Consider the following 15,355-nt stretch of genomic DNA (forward strand, 5'->3'; position numbering starts at 1 on the left):
AAAAAGCTATTTTAATAAGAAAAACTTTGACAATACGATTATAAAGAATGGGGTGAAATGATGAAAATTTTAGTTACAGGAGCTAATAGAGGATTAGGTTTAGCCTTAGTGCGTAGTGGTCTGAAACAAGGTAATATTATTTTTGCTGCTGTTCGTTCTGTAGCGGATAAACATATAAAAGAATTGCAAAATTTAAAAGAATCTTATGAAGGACAACTTCGGATTATACATATGGACGTAACGAATGAAAAATCAGTCAAGCAAGCCGCGGAAGCTGTGAAATTGACTGATCAATATTTAGATGTGATTATAAATAATGCAGCTATTTTAAATGAACGGGAAAAGACGATTGAAGAATTGGATATGAATGCCGTACTGCAAGCATTTGATGTGAACACTTTAGGACCAATGCGAGTAGTGAAACATTTCCTTCCGGTTTTACGAATAGGCCTTAAACAACATGTGGCAGAAACACAAGCAATTATTAATATTAGTTCTGAAGCTGGAAGTCTTACCAATGCTTATAGTGGTGACTATCCTTATGGTATGACAAAAGTGGCTTTGAATATGCTGACTGAGAAATTAAAGGTATATTTGAAGGATGAACCAGTGGAAGTTGTATCTGTACATCCAGGATGGATGAAAACAGATATGGGGGAAGAGAAAGCACCAAAAGATCCTGATGATACAGCCGATAGTATATATCACCTTATAGAAAATGGCTGGAAATCGAGTCCATTTGCATTTATTGATGATAATGGGAATTATATGGATATCTAATTTGTTAATCTAATCCGCCTTTTTTTGTAATCGTATACATTAATATTAATGTTATGCTATAATGTGTACGGTGAATTACAGAGGAAGGTGGATTTTATTTTGGATAAATTAAAGATGTGGATTGCTATTGTAGTAGCATTAGGTATATTAATAGTAGTTAATCTTTATAGAGATGAATTAAATGGTTTATCAAATGGTAAAAAAGTTAATTTATTGGAAATGACTGGGGAATACGGAGACTATGAGCCTGCATTAGGGATTGATGATCCAGTACATGATCCGTCGATATTCGAGGCGAACAATGAATTTTTCGTAGTATCTACAGGGGTAGCAAGGAGTACAGAAAATCCTGGAGGTATCTTCGTAAGAAAATCTACCGAATCCTTAGCAGGCCCATGGGCAGCGATGGGAGAAATAGCGGTGCCGGAATGGATTTTTGAGTATAATACAGCACATTTATGGGCTCCTCATGTTGTAGAAAAGGATGGTACATATTATCTCTATTATGCAGCGTCCATCTTTGGTACAAACCAATCCGGAATTGGTGTTGCTAGTACGACTAGACCAGGCAATATAACTAGCTGGGAAGACCATGGACCGATTGTTACGTCAGCACCTGGTGAAACAGAATATAACGCAATAGATCCGATGGTTTTCGAAGCCGAAGATAGTTGGTGGATGGTTTATGGCTCGCATTTTGGTGGAATTGTCGTTCAAGAGCTTTCAGATAATATGAAAGAATTAAATGGAGAAGCGACGAAAATTGCCTCCAGACAAGCTACAACTCAACACAATGCTATCGAAGGACCGACTATTTTTGAAAGAGATGGTTATTTTTATCTATTAACTTCTTGGGATTCTTGCTGTAATGGAGTAGATAGTACCTATAAAGTAGCGGTAGGTCGTGCTGAAACTGTAACCGGACCTTACCTTGATTCCAAAGGGGAAGAGCTATTACAAGGCGGTGGAGATATTATATTAGATAGCCAGAATAATCAAATTGGTCCAGGTGGGCAAGATATTATACAGAAAGATGACGACTATTATATGGTTTATCATTATTATGATGGAGATGCCGATGGTGTCATTCGTATGCAAATCCGAAAAATAAACTGGCATAATGATTGGCCAACATTTTAACTATTTGAAGAAAAACAGGCATCTAATAGCGGATGCCTGTTTTTCATGAAAGTACCCAAGTATTTAGGATACAAATGATATTCTTTCATTTCATTACTAGATAATAGTATAATGGTGCTAAGCATAGAAAGGGGTAATCATGATGATGAATCCATTAGTATTACAATCAGATTTCGGATTAGAGGATGGAGCAGTTAGTGCAATGAAAGGTGTTGCACATAGTGTAAGTAAAATCGTTAACATATTTGATAATACTCATGATATACCACCATTTGATATTTGGTCGGGGTCTTATCGATTATTACAAACAGTGTCCTATTGGCCAGAAAATACTGTTTTTGTATCTGTCGTAGATCCAGGAGTCGGTTCTGAACGTAAAAGTGTGGTTGTCAAAACAAAGAATAATCAATATATTGTTACACCAGATAATGGTACGCTAACACATATTTATTATAAAATGGGCATCAAGCAAATTAGAGAAATTGATGAAGAGATCAATCGGTTACCAAAGTCAGGAGCTTCTCATCCTTTTCATGGCCGAGATATTTATGCCTTTACAGGTGCTCGAATAGCTGCAGGAGTGATTTCTTTTGATAACGTTGGACCGGAATTAGAAATAGATGATATTGTACGTCTGCCATTTTATGAACCAAAGCTTGAGGAGCAAATGATAAGCGGGACAATTGATATATTGGATGTCCGTTTTGGTAATTTGTGGACCAATATTAGTAGAGAGCTTTTTCTCCAATTAAATATTGATTATGGTGAAGCAGTAGAGATAGAAATTCTCCATGACACGAGAAGGGTATATCGAAATAAGATGACATTTGGTCGTTCTTTCGCAGCCATACAAATTGGAGAACCAGTGTTGTATGTGAATTCTTTGGATAACATGGCAGTGGCCATCAACCAAGGTTCATTTGCTAAAGCTCACAATATTGGAACTGGTTCAAACTGGCATGTTTATATAAAGAAGGGTTAAGGAGTTCAATGAATGATTAGTGTTTTGACAGAATTAAAGTATTTATTTAAACGATTTGTATTAATTGCGAATGTGTTACCGACAGTGCTCGGATTTATTATCGCCGCACGTTATTATAATATTAGCTTCGGTGACTATTCGGTTGATTTCTTATTGCTGCTGATCGGCAGTGCAATGTTGGTTGCAGGTGCTCTAACATTAAATAATTGGTTAGAAGCAGATGTTGACAAATTAATGGAACGGACTAAAAACAGGCCAACTGTCACCGGATCTATCTCTTTACGTGCGATTCTGATAATGGGAATAGTTTTGAGTTTATTTGGGCAATTTTTATTACTTTTAATTAATTTAGAGGTTGCCATTTATGGTTTTATTGGTTGGTATACGTACGTTGTTGTATATACAATTTGGACGAAAAGAAAAGTAACGTGGAATACGCATATAGGCAGTTTATCAGGTGCAGTTACACCATTGATGGGGTGGGGAGTAATTGATTCAGCGTTTCACCCTATTCCACTAAGTCTTTTTGCGATTATGTTTCTTTGGCAAATGCCACATACCTATGCAATCGCTATTCGGAAGTATGAAGACTATGCAAGATCAGGGTTAAAAATGTTACCCGTTGTACGTGGATTGCAGACTACAATTCGTAGGACGAATATTTATATAGTATTGTTGCTATTTATTCCTTTATTTTTGAGTGGATTCAGCACTTTATTTTATGTCCTTATCACATTGCTAAATGTTGGTTGGTTAATCATTGGAGTTATCGGATTTAAAACACCATCAGTAAAAAAATGGGCAAATCTCTTATTTGCGAGTTCATTAGTTTATTTGGTAGTAGTTTATGGATTATATGCTGTATTTGTTTAAAGCCATTTTTGCTAAAAAAGCAATTTTATCGAATATCTAAATAGATGCCCTTCCTTACACTGGTGAGGGGCATCTTTTGTATATAATAGTGTCGTTTACCTCCAGAACTTTGCGCTTGCTTGAACATTTGTTATCTTGTCAAATAGCTTTAGTCTTCATCAAGTTCATCTTTAGAAATGGAAATAATGGAACCGGTATAAGCATCAATCTCCAAATCAATTTCTTCTTTGTCGGTTATCAATTCGATTTCATATAGGTATCTTCCATCATCTTCGTCCTGTTCAAACTCGGTAATTTCTGCACCTGGATATTGATCTAATGCAATATCTCTTGCTTCTTCTGCAGAAATTAATGTGTTATTTGGTTGCTGCTTCGTTTCTTCATTGCTACTATCATCACGATCTTCTTTATTGTTAGTTCCACTGTTATCCTCTTGTTCCGTATTATCATCAACTGCAGTATCCTCATTTGTAGTAGATTTGTCACTTTCGGTTACAGCTTTTTCATTTAATAGTAATACTTCTCCAGATTCTGCATCTATTTTCAACTCATAATCACGATCTGTTCCTTTGATTTTTACTTTATATATCTTTTTGTTGTTGTCGTCTTCTAATTCTATTTCTGCGATTTCACCAGTGTATTGTTTCGATATTCTTTCTTTCGCTTCTTCTTCTGATAAATAGGCATCAGCAGGAGAAGAAGTGAAATGGTAAATGGCAAATACACCACCGATTATGATTACTACAATTAAGGGATATAAAAGCTTATTTTTCATCCATGATCACTCCTCATTTCTTGTGTTCTGGAAAATTATAAAATTTCCCTCTTTGAATAAAGCGACCTTAGCATCATCGGGTCCCATGCTCACCGTGATTCCTTTATCTCAGTTAATTATGAAGCCACTAGTTTCTAAACGGTCGCCTTCGCTATACTTTTTACTTTAGTAGTAATGATGAAATATTTGAACAACTTGACCACCGCTCCGGCTGCCCACTTCCCTTTCCGTGGGGTTTGTCCTTCAGCTAACTTTTTCGAGCCAAAACCGCTCAAAAAAGTGGATCTTCAGGTCAAACGATTCCCACAGGAGTGGAAGTGGGCGGCCTTCGATTTATACATGTGCTACAACATGTGTCAGATCAGGCAATTTGAGTTGTCATCCCTGTGAAAATGCAAGGTATGATATAGGAAATTACTACTAAGCTTTATAAAACCCAATATCTTTTTTCTATTATTCGTTGTAGATGTTATGTATAGTTTATCCTAACACGATGAGTAGACCATGAGAGAAAAATGAGAATTTGATGAGAAAAATAAGCTCATTTTGGTAATGTAAGTGTAAAGGTTGACCCTTCATTCACTTGACTCGTGATATGGATACTTCCTCCATGTGCCTGAATAATTTGGTGGCAAATAGCAAGACCAAGACCTGTCCCACCAGCTTTTCGACTGCGAGCTTTGTCAACACGGTAAAAGCGGTCAAAAATATGTTCCTGATCTTCAGCAGATAAACCTTCTCCTTTATCTACAACATCAATCGATAACAGTTGCTGTTTATCTCGCATCCTTACAATCACGATGTCTTCACTATATTTGCAAGCATTATCAACTAGAATATAAATCGCCTGATGAATTTTTCTACGGTCTGCACTTATGGTGATATCTTGATCCACTTCCTGATAAAATTTAATTTCACGTTGATAAGCGGTAGATAATGACCGAATGACGTCACGTGTAATCTGATTGATATTCACTTGCTCAAATAATAAATTTTCTTGATCTTCATTTTTGGCTAAAAGAAGCATTTGTTCTGTTAAATGCTGCATCCGATCAGATTCCGAAAGAATGGAAGCCGTTGCTTCCTCAAAAATTTCCGGTTTATCTTTTCCGCGCCGTTGTAATAATTCAGTATAGCTTTTAATGACAGAAATAGGGGTGCGAAGCTCGTGAGAAGCATCAGAAACGAAACGTTCTTGCTTCTGTCTATTTTCCTCGATCCGATCTATCATGGCATTATAAGCTTGCTGCATTTCACTAATCTCATCGTTATTTTTCCTTTTAATGGCGAGTTTCTCCCATTTTCCATTCTTCGGATTTTTCCTCATTTCTAATGTTAATGTCTGAATTTGATTGGTAACATAGCGTGACAAAAAATATCCGGCAAATAATGCAGGGAAGAGCATGACTCCTGCGGTAAGAAATAAAACAAGACGAAGTGTACGTAATGAATCTTCCATGGAGTACAATGCTTCATTAACTTGTAATGTAACGATTGAGCCATCCTCCCAAATGATCGGCATCAAAACTTGTGCATAGGGAGTTTTATTTTCATCTTTTGCTATCTGACTCTTTTCAGTTTGTGAATAGGAAAAAGGCCAATCATCAAATTGATCCTCTGTGCTAGCATTTTCAATAAGCTCCCCATTTTCATCAATAATGCGGATAATGCCATTGGCAGGAAGAAATGCTGTCAGTAAATTATCCTGTTCAATCGCAACTGTTGAGCCTTTCACTATTGCCTCCATAATCCTTTCTGCATCTGCCTTGACTCGATTCAGTTCATTATCACTAACTCGATCTTCGTATAAAACATAAACTGCACTATTGATGAGAAAAATAACGAGAACCATAAATCCACTAAGAAAAAGTTGTACTTTCGTTCGTAGTTTCATCGTATAACATCCTTTATAGTATAGCCAACACCTCGAACGGTTTGAATGGTTACCTTCTGGAAAGGTTTATCGATTTTATTGCGGATATAACGGATATAGACGTCGACAACATTAGTATCTCCAACATAATCAAATCCCCAAACTTTATCCAACAATTGATCACGGCTGAAGACTTGATTTTTGTTTCGTAATAAGAAGGTAAGTAGATCATATTCACGCGGAGTGAGATCAATTATTTCACCATTTCTTGTCACATCTCGTGACTGTAAATCAATCGTTAAATCTTGATAGTTTAGTTGGTCTTGCTGAAAGTTAGCTGGTCCGGCCTGTCGTAGTTGTGCTCGGACTCTTGCTAACAATTCTTCAATTTGAAATGGCTTGGTTATATAATCATTAGCTCCTAAGTCCAGGCCAGAGACTTTATCATGTACTTCATCACGAGCAGTTAATAGAAGGATAGGTGTAGCAGTATTCGTTTTGCGATAGCGTCTGAGTATTTCAAGTCCGCTCATCCCTGGCAGCATGATATCTAATAAAACAAGATCATAATCATTTTCCTGTAAAAGTTGAAAAGCTGTCTGTCCATCAGTGGCAATCGTAGTTTGGTAGTCTTCATAGCCTAATTCTAGTTCTAATACACGAGCTAACTTTTCTTCATCTTCCACAATCAGAATCTTGGTCATGTAATCCTCTCCTTAGCAATAAATATAGCACAAAATTGGAAAGGTAGCAGTCAGTAAGAGATGAAAAGTGATTAATAATTCTTTGTTTTTGTTGCAAATACAATAAAAATAAGGTATGTTAGATAGGTATCATTATTGTTGCATATACAACAAAAATAAGTGCTAAGGAGTTAATAATGAAGGAAATACTTCGTGAAATCGGGATGATAGCAAGGGCTTTAGATTCTATAAGTAATATAGAATTTAAAGAATTTGACCTAACAAAAGGGCAGTATTTGTATCTTGTGCGCATATGTGAAAACCCAGGCGTTATTCAAGAAAAGCTAGCTGAAATGATCAAAGTAGATCGAACAACAGCAGCACGCGCTATAAAAAAACTTGAATTAAATGGTTTTATTGAAAAGCAAGCAGACAACCATAACAAGAAAATTAAAAAACTCTTTCCAACAACGAAAGGGGAAAATGTTTACCCTTTTATCAAAAGAGAAAACGATTATTCCAATACGGTTGCATTGAACGGGTTTTCCCAAAAAGAGATAGATATCATCTACAACCTTCTTCAAAGAGTAAGAGAAAATATAGAAAAAGATTGGGAATTTGTTAAAAAAGGGAACAAGAGAGAGTATTGATTAAAGGAGCGCCATATGAAAATGATGATCAATATAAGACAGTGTACCTTTGAAGATTTGTATAAACTTCAAGAAATTAGCTATGAAACATTTAATGAGACATTTAAACATCAGAATTCACCTGAAAATATGAATGCTTATTTGGAAAAGGCATTTAACGTGAAACAGTTAGAAAAAGAATTATCCAATGTGTCTTCGCAATTCTATTTTGTTTATTTTCATAATGAAATTGCTGGCTATTTAAAGGTCAATACCAATGATGCGCAGTCTGAAGAAATGGATGATGATTCACTTGAAATCGAAAGGATTTATATAAAGAGTACGTTTCAAAAACGTGGGCTAGGCAAATATTTGTTAGATAAAGCGATGGAAATTGCCATCGAGCAAAATAAACGGATAGTCTGGCTTGGCGTATGGGAAAAAAATGAAAAGGCTATTGCCTTTTATCAGAAAATGGGGTTTGTTCAAACTGGGATCCACTCTTTTTATATGGGTGACGAGGAACAAACGGACTTTATCATGAGCAAAACACTCATATAAAATTCAATAAGCTAGAAGTAAAAGCTAAGTTAAGCTAAAATCATTCTTCACTGCGAAAATTTTTAAAACCACTGAAAAACAAATATCTAGGGCATGTGAAATACAAAAAAGGATAGATAGAGCACAATTATCCTGCTCCTCTATCCTTATTATAAAACTTAGAACTGTTTCTTTAATGTTTCTGAATCCTCAACGGCTTCATCTAATAATTCAGCCAGCTCTTTGTTGCTTTCGGTTAAAGTGGTAATCGTTGAACTCATTTCTTCTAAGCTTGCAGAAGTCTCTTCGATAATCGCTGCTAAATCATTAGTGGACCCATCTACACCGTTTGATTGTTGCTGTACTTGCTTAGCTAATTGGGAAAAGTTCTGTAACGCGTCATTTAATGTTCCCATCGTTGTCGTGAGTCTTTCAAAATAGCCAGTTACTTCCTCAGACGTTTGCATACCATCGACAAAATTTTGCATACTCTTATCCATCTGGGCAACCGCCGAGTCGTTAGTATCATTTAATGCAGATAAATTGCTTGTGATTTTTTCAGTTGTCTCACCTGTTAAGTCAGCGAGCTTTCTTATTTCATCCGCTACAACGGCAAATCCTTTCCCTGCTTCACCAGCACGTGCTGCCTCAATAGATGCATTTAAGGCAAGTAAATTGGTTTGTTCGGTAATTTCTTTAATATTGTCAGCAAAACCATTTGTTTCTTTGATTTTATCGGTTAATTCAGCAAAGGTTCTACTTAAATCACCAATCGTCTGTTCTAGGATACGATTATTTTCATTTAATGTGTCCATTTTTTCTTTGCCAGACAATGTTAATTCACTCGCTTGTAAAGCTTCGTCATAGAGGTGCTGAGATGTCTGTTCGACGATATCTATATTTTGCCGTGTATCATTGGTGGCATTGGAAATATCAGAAATTTGCTCTGATTGTGATTGACTAGCGTGAGAGATTTCTTGAATGGTAGCATTTAGATCATTTTGAGTTTTGACATTGTCTTGCAATTTGTCATTAACCTGTGCGATTTTTTCCAAGATGTTCGTCATCGATTTTTCGACTACTTGTCCTTGTTGTTCTTTGTTATAACTATCTAATTCAGATGATTGTAACAAGTCGGCAAGTTGTGTCATTTGGTTATTCGCCATTTTAATAATGAAGTGAAAAATCACTGCCGTTAATAAAAAAGTGATTAAAGTATATAGGAATAAATCTACCATTAATTGATCCGATTTATCCATTACATAGAAATTATATCCTATCACCAACAAACCGATAACAAATCCTGTGTAAAACACTTTACGATTCATTTGAATGCCTGAAAATATACTTAGGAAGAGAACGATCATAAAAATCGATGCACTTGCTCCTTGAATAGCTATAAAAACAAAGATAAGACTGAAGTACATGACAACAAGTAAATATGGTAAAACATGCGGTTTATTTATTCCTTTTTGAAATATGATAAAAAAGATAACACCTAAAATGAGCTCACTACTATAGAGTATAGTTGAGGTCGTTTGATTCGTAACGAATGATAATATAATTCCTGCACTCATCATAATCGCTAGAATGCTTATCATTAAAATATTCTTATGCTTGGTATCATTGTGTTTCATCGTTTGAATAAAGTCCATGTCTATAGTCTTCCTTTCCTATGTGTGAAATGATGTTCTATTACTTTAAGTATAAATAAATAAGTAAATAGTTACAATACATTTTTACAATTATAGGGATATAGACGTATTTATTTTTATCGTGGAAGCTCTTTATCATACTTTTTTCTTAAACGAGATAAGTGTTCCAATCTTTCAATATTATTCGTGTGGTCTCTTAAACTTAATCCAAGTATAAGATTTTCCACTAATATAGTAGGTGCTACCATAGAATGGAATTCGTTAGCATCCCCTCTACTTGCAAATAAATTAATAGTCGACAAGGATGTGAAATCTGCTACTAATTGATCGGTAATCATAATGGTTTGAAAATGAATTTCTCGCTGGTAGTCCAAGATGACTCTCGCTTCAGGCAGTAACCTTCCAAATGCAAAGATGATCACAACATCCCCTTGTTTAAAATGAATCAACTCTTCTAACAATTCATTTCCTTGATGTTCTATTAAGTGAATCGATATGCCAAAACGTCTCATTCGATAAACCAGTAATTCACCTAGTCCTTTGGAAGGTCCGCTAGCAAATATATAAACATGATTGGCCCGATAAAGCAGGTCAAGTGCTTGGTGAAAGCGGGCTTGGTCCATATTATCGAACGTTTCTTGCAGTAATGACAGGCTTTTTTCTAATGTAAGATAATGTGATGGTTGCTTTGGCACTCGTTTAATCTTACCTGCAGGAGATACTTCTAGCTTCTTTTTCATCTGTTGTTTAAAATCTTTTAAATTGTGATAGCCAATCATCGACCAGAAGCGAGAAACAGTGGCTATACTTACTCCCACCTCTTGTGCAATTTCCTTCTCTGTTGACAGTAAGACTTGTTGCAAATGCTTAGAAATGTAATTTGCTATTTTCATTTGACTAGGTGTTAATCGATCCTTTTCAATGGAAAATGGCAGCATATAACCCCTCCTCGTTTGTATTCTAGCAAATGAATCTTCCTCATAACTGATAATGATAAAAAATTTACATTATGAAAATAAAAGTTAACAAATTTACACTCTCTTAACTTCATTCCAAACATAGATTAATAAACCTTCTTTACAATGAAGTTAATCAAATAAAGGAGGTAGAAAAATGGCAACATTAAATCAACGTTACACGCTAACACAGTCACAAAAGATGATGGTCTTTATTTTATCTATGTCGTTGTATGGTCTGTCGAATATGATTACGGAATTGGTGCCAAGTGCATACCTTGGTCCAATCGAATTTTCGATTGAGTATTTTGCTTTTATTCCTTTAACATTATGTATTTTATTCCATCCGTTATATGCTGCGATTGGTGCATCTTTAGGAGAAGTAATTTTCGGTGAGTTGATGCTCGGCCAATTTGGTGGCTTTGGTGAATTGGAGAAGTTTATCGCTTTTTCATTAGCGATGTATGTAGCAGGGACATTTGTACGTGACCCCAAAAACAAGTTGCAAGTTGGAACTGCAGCGATTTTAGGTGTGGTTATTCATCAGGCGATTAGTGCAATGGTCGATATTTTAAAAGTTTGGGTCGGTGTCGAAGAGTTGGAAGCTGTACCAGGGTTAGCCGAAAGTGTTGTAGTTGTGGAAGGCTTTGCTTTTCTTAATGATGTCTTGTTCTCAGGAATTCTATTTGCTTTGTTACCAACTTTATATTTAGTACCGCGATTATATGGAAAAATCGAACCGCTATTAGGTATGAAACCACGTGATCGTCATGATCGCTATTCATTAGGTGAAATCGTTGGTCCACGATTAATCGTTACAGGTATTTTTCTTGCTGCTGCAGCTTTTCTATTTGAATACCTTTCAGAAGCAGGCTTTAATGTCGAATGGGAAGCAGATTTTCTAGAAATGTTTGGAGATTGGTTTATCTGGGTAAGTCTTGGAGGTGCGTTAATAGTAGCAATTATTACGATTATGTTTATGATCAAGAAAAAATCAAATACAAACGCTGCTGACCAACAGGAGGAAAAGATTCCATCATGACATCTCAAATTGAAATAAAAAATGTCACCTTTCAGTATCCAGGTGCCGAACATCCAGTATTAAATAATATCAATTTATCGATTGAAAAAGGGGATTTTATAGCAATATTAGGTGGAAATGGTAGTGGTAAGTCAACAATGTGTAAGCTGTTGAATGGTTTAATTCCACATTATTATGTTGGTGATATGTCTGGAGAAGTGACAGTAAATGGTTATAAAACAACAGATTACAAAGTAGCAGATTTATCCAAGCATGTTGGCTATGTTTATCAGGATTTTGAAAATCAGATTGTTAGTCCAAGAGTGTTAGAGGATGCGTCTTTTGCTCCTCTGCACTATGGACTGCCTGATTTCCATGAAAGAGGACTCCAAGCCTTAAAATTAGTTGGCTTAGAAGAGCAGAAGGATGCTTTTATCTGGCAGTTAAGTGGTGGACAAAAGCACCTATTAGCGTTAGCAAGTGTATTGTCATTGAATCCTGACATCATTATCATTGATGAGCCGGTTGCCCAACTTGATCCACATCATGCTAAAGATATTTATGATATCTTAACCGAATTAAACGAAGTGTACGACAAGACGATCATTGTTATTGAACATCATACGGAATTTGTTGCATCCTACGCGAAGAAAGTGGTGCTGATGGATCAAGGTACGATCTATTTTTCGTTACCAGTTACAGAGGCGTTAAATCAAGTTGATACTTTACTTGCACACCAGATTTATCCGCCACAGGTGACACAAGTAGCACGGGAAACAGGGATGGACGGAAAGTTACCTGTTACGTTAGAAGAAGGCTTGACTCATTTTTCCACTGCAGAACCAAAAGATAGTACATATATTTCTAGTAGGGAGCAGAAGCAAGCAATTGTGTCATACGAAGATGTTGACTTTGCCTATAAAACGATCACAAGAGAAAAGAAACAAGTATTACATGAAATTAATTGTACGATTCATGAAGGCGATTATATTGCTTTAGTTGGGAATAATGGGGCAGGAAAATCATCGTTTATGCGTTTGATGACAGGATTGGTAAAGGCTGCGACTGGAGAAGTAACCGTTGATGGAGAGAATACAAGAGATGTGCCTCCCGAGTATTTAGCGGAAAAAGTAACATATATTCATCAGAATCCTGAACAAATGTTTATCGAAGATTGTGTTGAGAAAGATGTAGCATTTTTCATGAAATCTCGTAAAGTAAAAGATTATCAAACAAAAGTGGATAAATTACTGAAACAATTTGAGCTACCTGAACTTGCTGATCGTGACAGCCGACTATTGAGTGGTGGTCAGCAACGAAGAGCATCACTTGCGATTGGAGTAGGAATGAATCCTGAGATTATGTTGTTAGATGAGCCAACAGCTAATTTAGATATCGCAACGAGAAAGCATATTACCAAATTACTGGACGACTTAAAAAGACAATTAAAAGCAGTCGTGATTGCTACACACGATATGCAGCTAGCCAGTGAATTTGCTAATAGGATTATAGTTATGCATGAAGGAAGAATCATTCATGACGGAGATCGTGTTTCGGTATTTCAAAATTATCGATTGTTAGAAAAGGCAGGACTTATGCCACCACAAGTTTTTTCGCTTACGAAATCATTAGGATGGGAAGAGCCTGCTTATACGGTACAGGAGTTTATCGAGCGTTATCAAAGAGAGGAAGTCGATAATGGAGTATACGCGTAAATTTGCCGATAAATTATCGGTAGAACAAGTGAAAATTGAATTACTTAATACGGCATATGGAAATGGAGATACTTTCTTAGCAAAATTGGATCCAAGAACATTATTTATTTGGTACCTGTTCTTTGGCATTGTACCGTGGTTTATTCATGATGTTCGTGTATTGATTGGTATGTGTCTGTTTATGATTGTGACAACATATATGGCGAAAATCAGTCCCCTCATTATTTTTATTCTTTGTTTAGGGTTATTGGGGCAAGGTGGCTACTTATTGGTCGTGTCATTATTTTTCGGTGGTAATTGGACAACGATGCTACCACTGCTTGTCTTAACCGTTAAATTATCGACGATTTCATTAGCAAGTATCTCGGTTTTTTGTTCGATGAATCCAGATAAATTAAGTGATGGCTTACTCAAAATTAAGGTGCCAGGTCAGGTTTCCTTCAGTATTGCCTATGGTTACCGGATGTTACCTACTTTAATAGAGGAATATCATCATGTGTTTCAGTCATTCCGTTTACGTGGGAAAGCTCCTGAAAAGCATGGTTTCTTATATATCCGCTCGATTGCATATTTTGTTAAAATCGCGATGCTTTCATTCTATCCATTGTTGTTATCGACAGCGAAAAGGGCACGAACAACCGTGGAGGCGCTAGAAACAAAGGGAAGTATGTATGGGTTTAATCACCCTGAAGTAAAGAAATTAAAATTAGCTTCATTAAAAATGAAACGACAAGATTATTTATTTTTGCTCGGTTCTGCTATTTACGTGATAGCATTATTTATATTGTTATAGGAAGGTGTTTGTATGATTATTGATTTTCACAGCCATGTAAAGATTTCAAAAAAATCTAATTTTATGCCGGATTATTTCCGCGAAATGATAGTCGAGGCGAAACAAAATGGATTAACAGCTTTAGTGTTAACGGAGCATTTTAATACAATTCGATTCTTTGATATCTATTCCTTTTTAGATGAACACTATAGCTATGTAGATGGTTATTATGATCTGGATGGATTGAAATTGTTCCCAGGTATAGAAGTGGATGTTCAAGAAGTGGGACATATTTTGTTAATTGGTGATCGAAAGGAAGTTTGTGCTCTACGTGAGCAATTAGCAGATTATATGGAAGAGGATTATTTTATTCCGTTTGATTTGTTGATGGATCTTGCGGAAGGGTATTCTCTGATAAAAATTGGTGCACATCCTTACCGAGATAGTACGCCATTAGCGCAAAACGTTTCGAGGGAACAGTTAAAAAGGTTAGATGCACTTGATTTAAATGGCAAGGATTTATATGCTAAAGGAGTAGAGACTTGTCGCCAAGAGTTGCTTGAATTAGCGGAAGAAATTGATTTACCTGTTGTTGGCGGAAGTGATACTCATCAATTTTTGCAATATGGTAGTATCGTAAATGAATTTGAGCAAGATTGTCGCAATAGCGAAGAATTAAAACAAGCTATTGTCCAGCAAAATTACCAAGTAAGAATTTCCGACCAATTACCTCTAAAAGTAAAGTCCGCTACATTAGTGAAAAAATATATGAAAAAGTATTTGCAGGAAGTAGACACAGTGTCACTTTAACCGGCGGGATATCACCAAGGTGGTATCCTTTTTTTAATATAGGAAAGTATATAATCCGCGGTATCAACGCATTTGTAAGCAGAGTAGCCATTTTGAAATAACTTGTACAGGTAACCATCGCTGCGGCTGTCCACTTCCCTTTCCACGGGAT

Annotated in this window: 15 protein-coding genes; 10 read left to right on the forward strand and 5 right to left on the reverse strand. The window is 36.0% G+C overall.

Annotated features, from left to right (window positions below):
• Nucleotides 1-60 precede the first annotated feature (60 nt).
• The 4 genes from GH715_RS19410 to cyoE all read left to right on the forward strand — a co-directional run bounded on the left by GH715_RS19410 (nt 61) and on the right by cyoE (nt 3,775).
• The gene (locus GH715_RS19410) at nt 61-780 is read left to right on the forward strand and encodes an SDR family oxidoreductase (RefSeq protein WP_153836890.1); all 720 of its coding nucleotides are present in this window, start codon (nt 61-63) and stop codon (nt 778-780) included.
• Nucleotides 781-879: 99 nt separating this feature from the next.
• The gene (locus tag GH715_RS19415) at nt 880-1,920 is read left to right on the forward strand and encodes an arabinan endo-1,5-alpha-L-arabinosidase (protein WP_153836891.1); all 1,041 of its coding nucleotides are present in this window, start codon (nt 880-882) and stop codon (nt 1,918-1,920) included.
• Between the two features lie 139 nt (nt 1,921-2,059).
• Nucleotides 2,060-2,902, forward strand: a complete 843-nt coding sequence (locus tag GH715_RS19420; protein ID WP_153836892.1) for an SAM hydrolase/SAM-dependent halogenase family protein — start codon at nt 2,060-2,062, stop codon at nt 2,900-2,902.
• Nucleotides 2,903-2,914: 12 nt separating this feature from the next.
• Nucleotides 2,915-3,775, forward strand: coding sequence for a heme o synthase (cyoE, locus tag GH715_RS19425; RefSeq protein WP_153836893.1), 861 nt, complete (start codon nt 2,915-2,917; stop codon nt 3,773-3,775).
• 148 nt (nt 3,776-3,923) lie between these two features.
• On the opposite strand, the gene GH715_RS19430 is transcribed toward cyoE, so the two are convergent.
• The 3 genes from GH715_RS19430 to GH715_RS19440 form a co-directional block, all read right to left on the reverse strand.
• The gene (locus GH715_RS19430; protein ID WP_153836894.1) at nt 3,924-4,550 is read right to left on the reverse strand and encodes a PepSY domain-containing protein; all 627 of its coding nucleotides are present in this window, start codon (nt 4,548-4,550) and stop codon (nt 3,924-3,926) included.
• A gap of 541 nt (nt 4,551-5,091) precedes the next feature.
• A complete protein-coding gene (locus GH715_RS19435) occupies nt 5,092-6,444 on the reverse strand; it encodes a sensor histidine kinase (protein ID WP_153836895.1) in 1,353 nt (450 codons plus the stop codon).
• Nucleotides 6,441-7,127 carry a response regulator transcription factor gene (locus GH715_RS19440; RefSeq protein ID WP_153836896.1) on the reverse strand — a complete coding sequence of 229 codons (687 nt, stop codon included), beginning with the start codon at nt 7,125-7,127 and terminating at the stop codon, nt 6,441-6,443. Before GH715_RS19440 ends, GH715_RS19435 begins: the two co-directional genes overlap by 4 nt.
• Before the next feature lie 176 nt (nt 7,128-7,303).
• Between GH715_RS19440 and GH715_RS19445 the strand changes: the two genes are divergently transcribed.
• Both GH715_RS19445 and paiA read left to right on the forward strand, forming a co-directional pair.
• Nucleotides 7,304-7,756: a MarR family winged helix-turn-helix transcriptional regulator gene (locus GH715_RS19445; RefSeq protein WP_153836897.1), complete on the forward strand. Its 453-nt coding sequence runs from the start codon at nt 7,304-7,306 to the stop codon at nt 7,754-7,756.
• Nucleotides 7,757-7,777: 21 nt separating this feature from the next.
• The gene (gene paiA / locus GH715_RS19450) at nt 7,778-8,296 is read left to right on the forward strand and encodes a spermidine/spermine N(1)-acetyltransferase (RefSeq protein ID WP_153836904.1); all 519 of its coding nucleotides are present in this window, start codon (nt 7,778-7,780) and stop codon (nt 8,294-8,296) included.
• Between the two features lie 158 nt (nt 8,297-8,454).
• Here the strand turns inward: paiA and GH715_RS19455 are convergent, their stop codons facing one another.
• Entirely contained in the window at nt 8,455-9,930 is a 1,476-nt protein-coding gene (locus GH715_RS19455) for a methyl-accepting chemotaxis protein (RefSeq protein ID WP_153836898.1), read from the reverse strand.
• A 116-nt stretch (nt 9,931-10,046) separates the two neighbouring features.
• Nucleotides 10,047-10,868 carry a MurR/RpiR family transcriptional regulator gene (locus tag GH715_RS19460; protein ID WP_153836899.1) on the reverse strand — a complete coding sequence of 274 codons (822 nt, stop codon included), beginning with the start codon at nt 10,866-10,868 and terminating at the stop codon, nt 10,047-10,049.
• Nucleotides 10,869-11,043: 175 nt separating this feature from the next.
• On the opposite strand from GH715_RS19460, the gene GH715_RS19465 reads away from it, so the two are divergent.
• From GH715_RS19465 to GH715_RS19480, 4 genes are read left to right on the forward strand one after another with little or no spacing between them, the layout of a single operon-like run.
• Nucleotides 11,044-11,928, forward strand: a complete 885-nt coding sequence (locus GH715_RS19465) for a DUF8171 family membrane protein (RefSeq protein ID WP_153836900.1) — start codon at nt 11,044-11,046, stop codon at nt 11,926-11,928.
• Nucleotides 11,925-13,622 (forward strand): ABC transporter ATP-binding protein, encoded by a 1,698-nt coding sequence (locus GH715_RS19470; protein WP_153836901.1) that lies wholly within the window; start codon nt 11,925-11,927, stop codon nt 13,620-13,622. Before GH715_RS19465 ends, GH715_RS19470 begins: the two co-directional genes overlap by 4 nt.
• Nucleotides 13,606-14,415, forward strand: a complete 810-nt coding sequence (locus GH715_RS19475) for an energy-coupling factor transporter transmembrane component T family protein (RefSeq protein WP_153836902.1) — start codon at nt 13,606-13,608, stop codon at nt 14,413-14,415. Before GH715_RS19470 ends, GH715_RS19475 begins: the two co-directional genes overlap by 17 nt.
• A 12-nt stretch (nt 14,416-14,427) precedes the next feature.
• Entirely contained in the window at nt 14,428-15,204 is a 777-nt protein-coding gene (locus GH715_RS19480; RefSeq protein ID WP_153836903.1) for a PHP-associated domain-containing protein, read from the forward strand.
• Nucleotides 15,205-15,355: the final 151 nt, after the last annotated feature.

The sequence above is a fragment of the Gracilibacillus thailandensis genome (assembly GCF_010994055.1).
In the GTDB taxonomy this organism is placed as follows: domain Bacteria; phylum Bacillota; class Bacilli; order Bacillales; family Amphibacillaceae; genus Gracilibacillus; species Gracilibacillus lacisalsi.

Excerpts from the sequence above, each read along its gene's own strand:
- GH715_RS19435 (WP_153836895.1), bottom strand. The coding sequence starts at position 6,444 with ATGAAACTACGAACGAAAGTACAACTTTTTCTTAGTGGATTTATGGTT.
- GH715_RS19445 (WP_153836897.1), top strand. The coding sequence starts at position 7,304 with ATGAAGGAAATACTTCGTGAAATCGGGATGATAGCAAGGGCTTTAGAT.
- GH715_RS19460 (WP_153836899.1), bottom strand. The coding sequence starts at position 10,868 with ATGCTGCCATTTTCCATTGAAAAGGATCGATTAACACCTAGTCAAATG.
- cyoE (WP_153836893.1), top strand. The coding sequence starts at position 2,915 with ATGATTAGTGTTTTGACAGAATTAAAGTATTTATTTAAACGATTTGTA.
- GH715_RS19420 (WP_153836892.1), top strand. The coding sequence starts at position 2,060 with ATGATGATGAATCCATTAGTATTACAATCAGATTTCGGATTAGAGGAT.
- GH715_RS19430 (WP_153836894.1), bottom strand. The coding sequence starts at position 4,550 with ATGAAAAATAAGCTTTTATATCCCTTAATTGTAGTAATCATAATCGGT.
- GH715_RS19410 (WP_153836890.1), top strand. The coding sequence starts at position 61 with ATGAAAATTTTAGTTACAGGAGCTAATAGAGGATTAGGTTTAGCCTTA.
- GH715_RS19465 (WP_153836900.1), top strand. The coding sequence starts at position 11,044 with ATGGCAACATTAAATCAACGTTACACGCTAACACAGTCACAAAAGATG.
- GH715_RS19440 (WP_153836896.1), bottom strand. The coding sequence starts at position 7,127 with ATGACCAAGATTCTGATTGTGGAAGATGAAGAAAAGTTAGCTCGTGTA.
- GH715_RS19470 (WP_153836901.1), top strand. The coding sequence starts at position 11,925 with ATGACATCTCAAATTGAAATAAAAAATGTCACCTTTCAGTATCCAGGT.
- GH715_RS19480 (WP_153836903.1), top strand. The coding sequence starts at position 14,428 with ATGATTATTGATTTTCACAGCCATGTAAAGATTTCAAAAAAATCTAAT.
- GH715_RS19475 (WP_153836902.1), top strand. The coding sequence starts at position 13,606 with ATGGAGTATACGCGTAAATTTGCCGATAAATTATCGGTAGAACAAGTG.
- GH715_RS19455 (WP_153836898.1), bottom strand. The coding sequence starts at position 9,930 with ATGGACTTTATTCAAACGATGAAACACAATGATACCAAGCATAAGAAT.
- paiA (WP_153836904.1), top strand. The coding sequence starts at position 7,778 with ATGATGATCAATATAAGACAGTGTACCTTTGAAGATTTGTATAAACTT.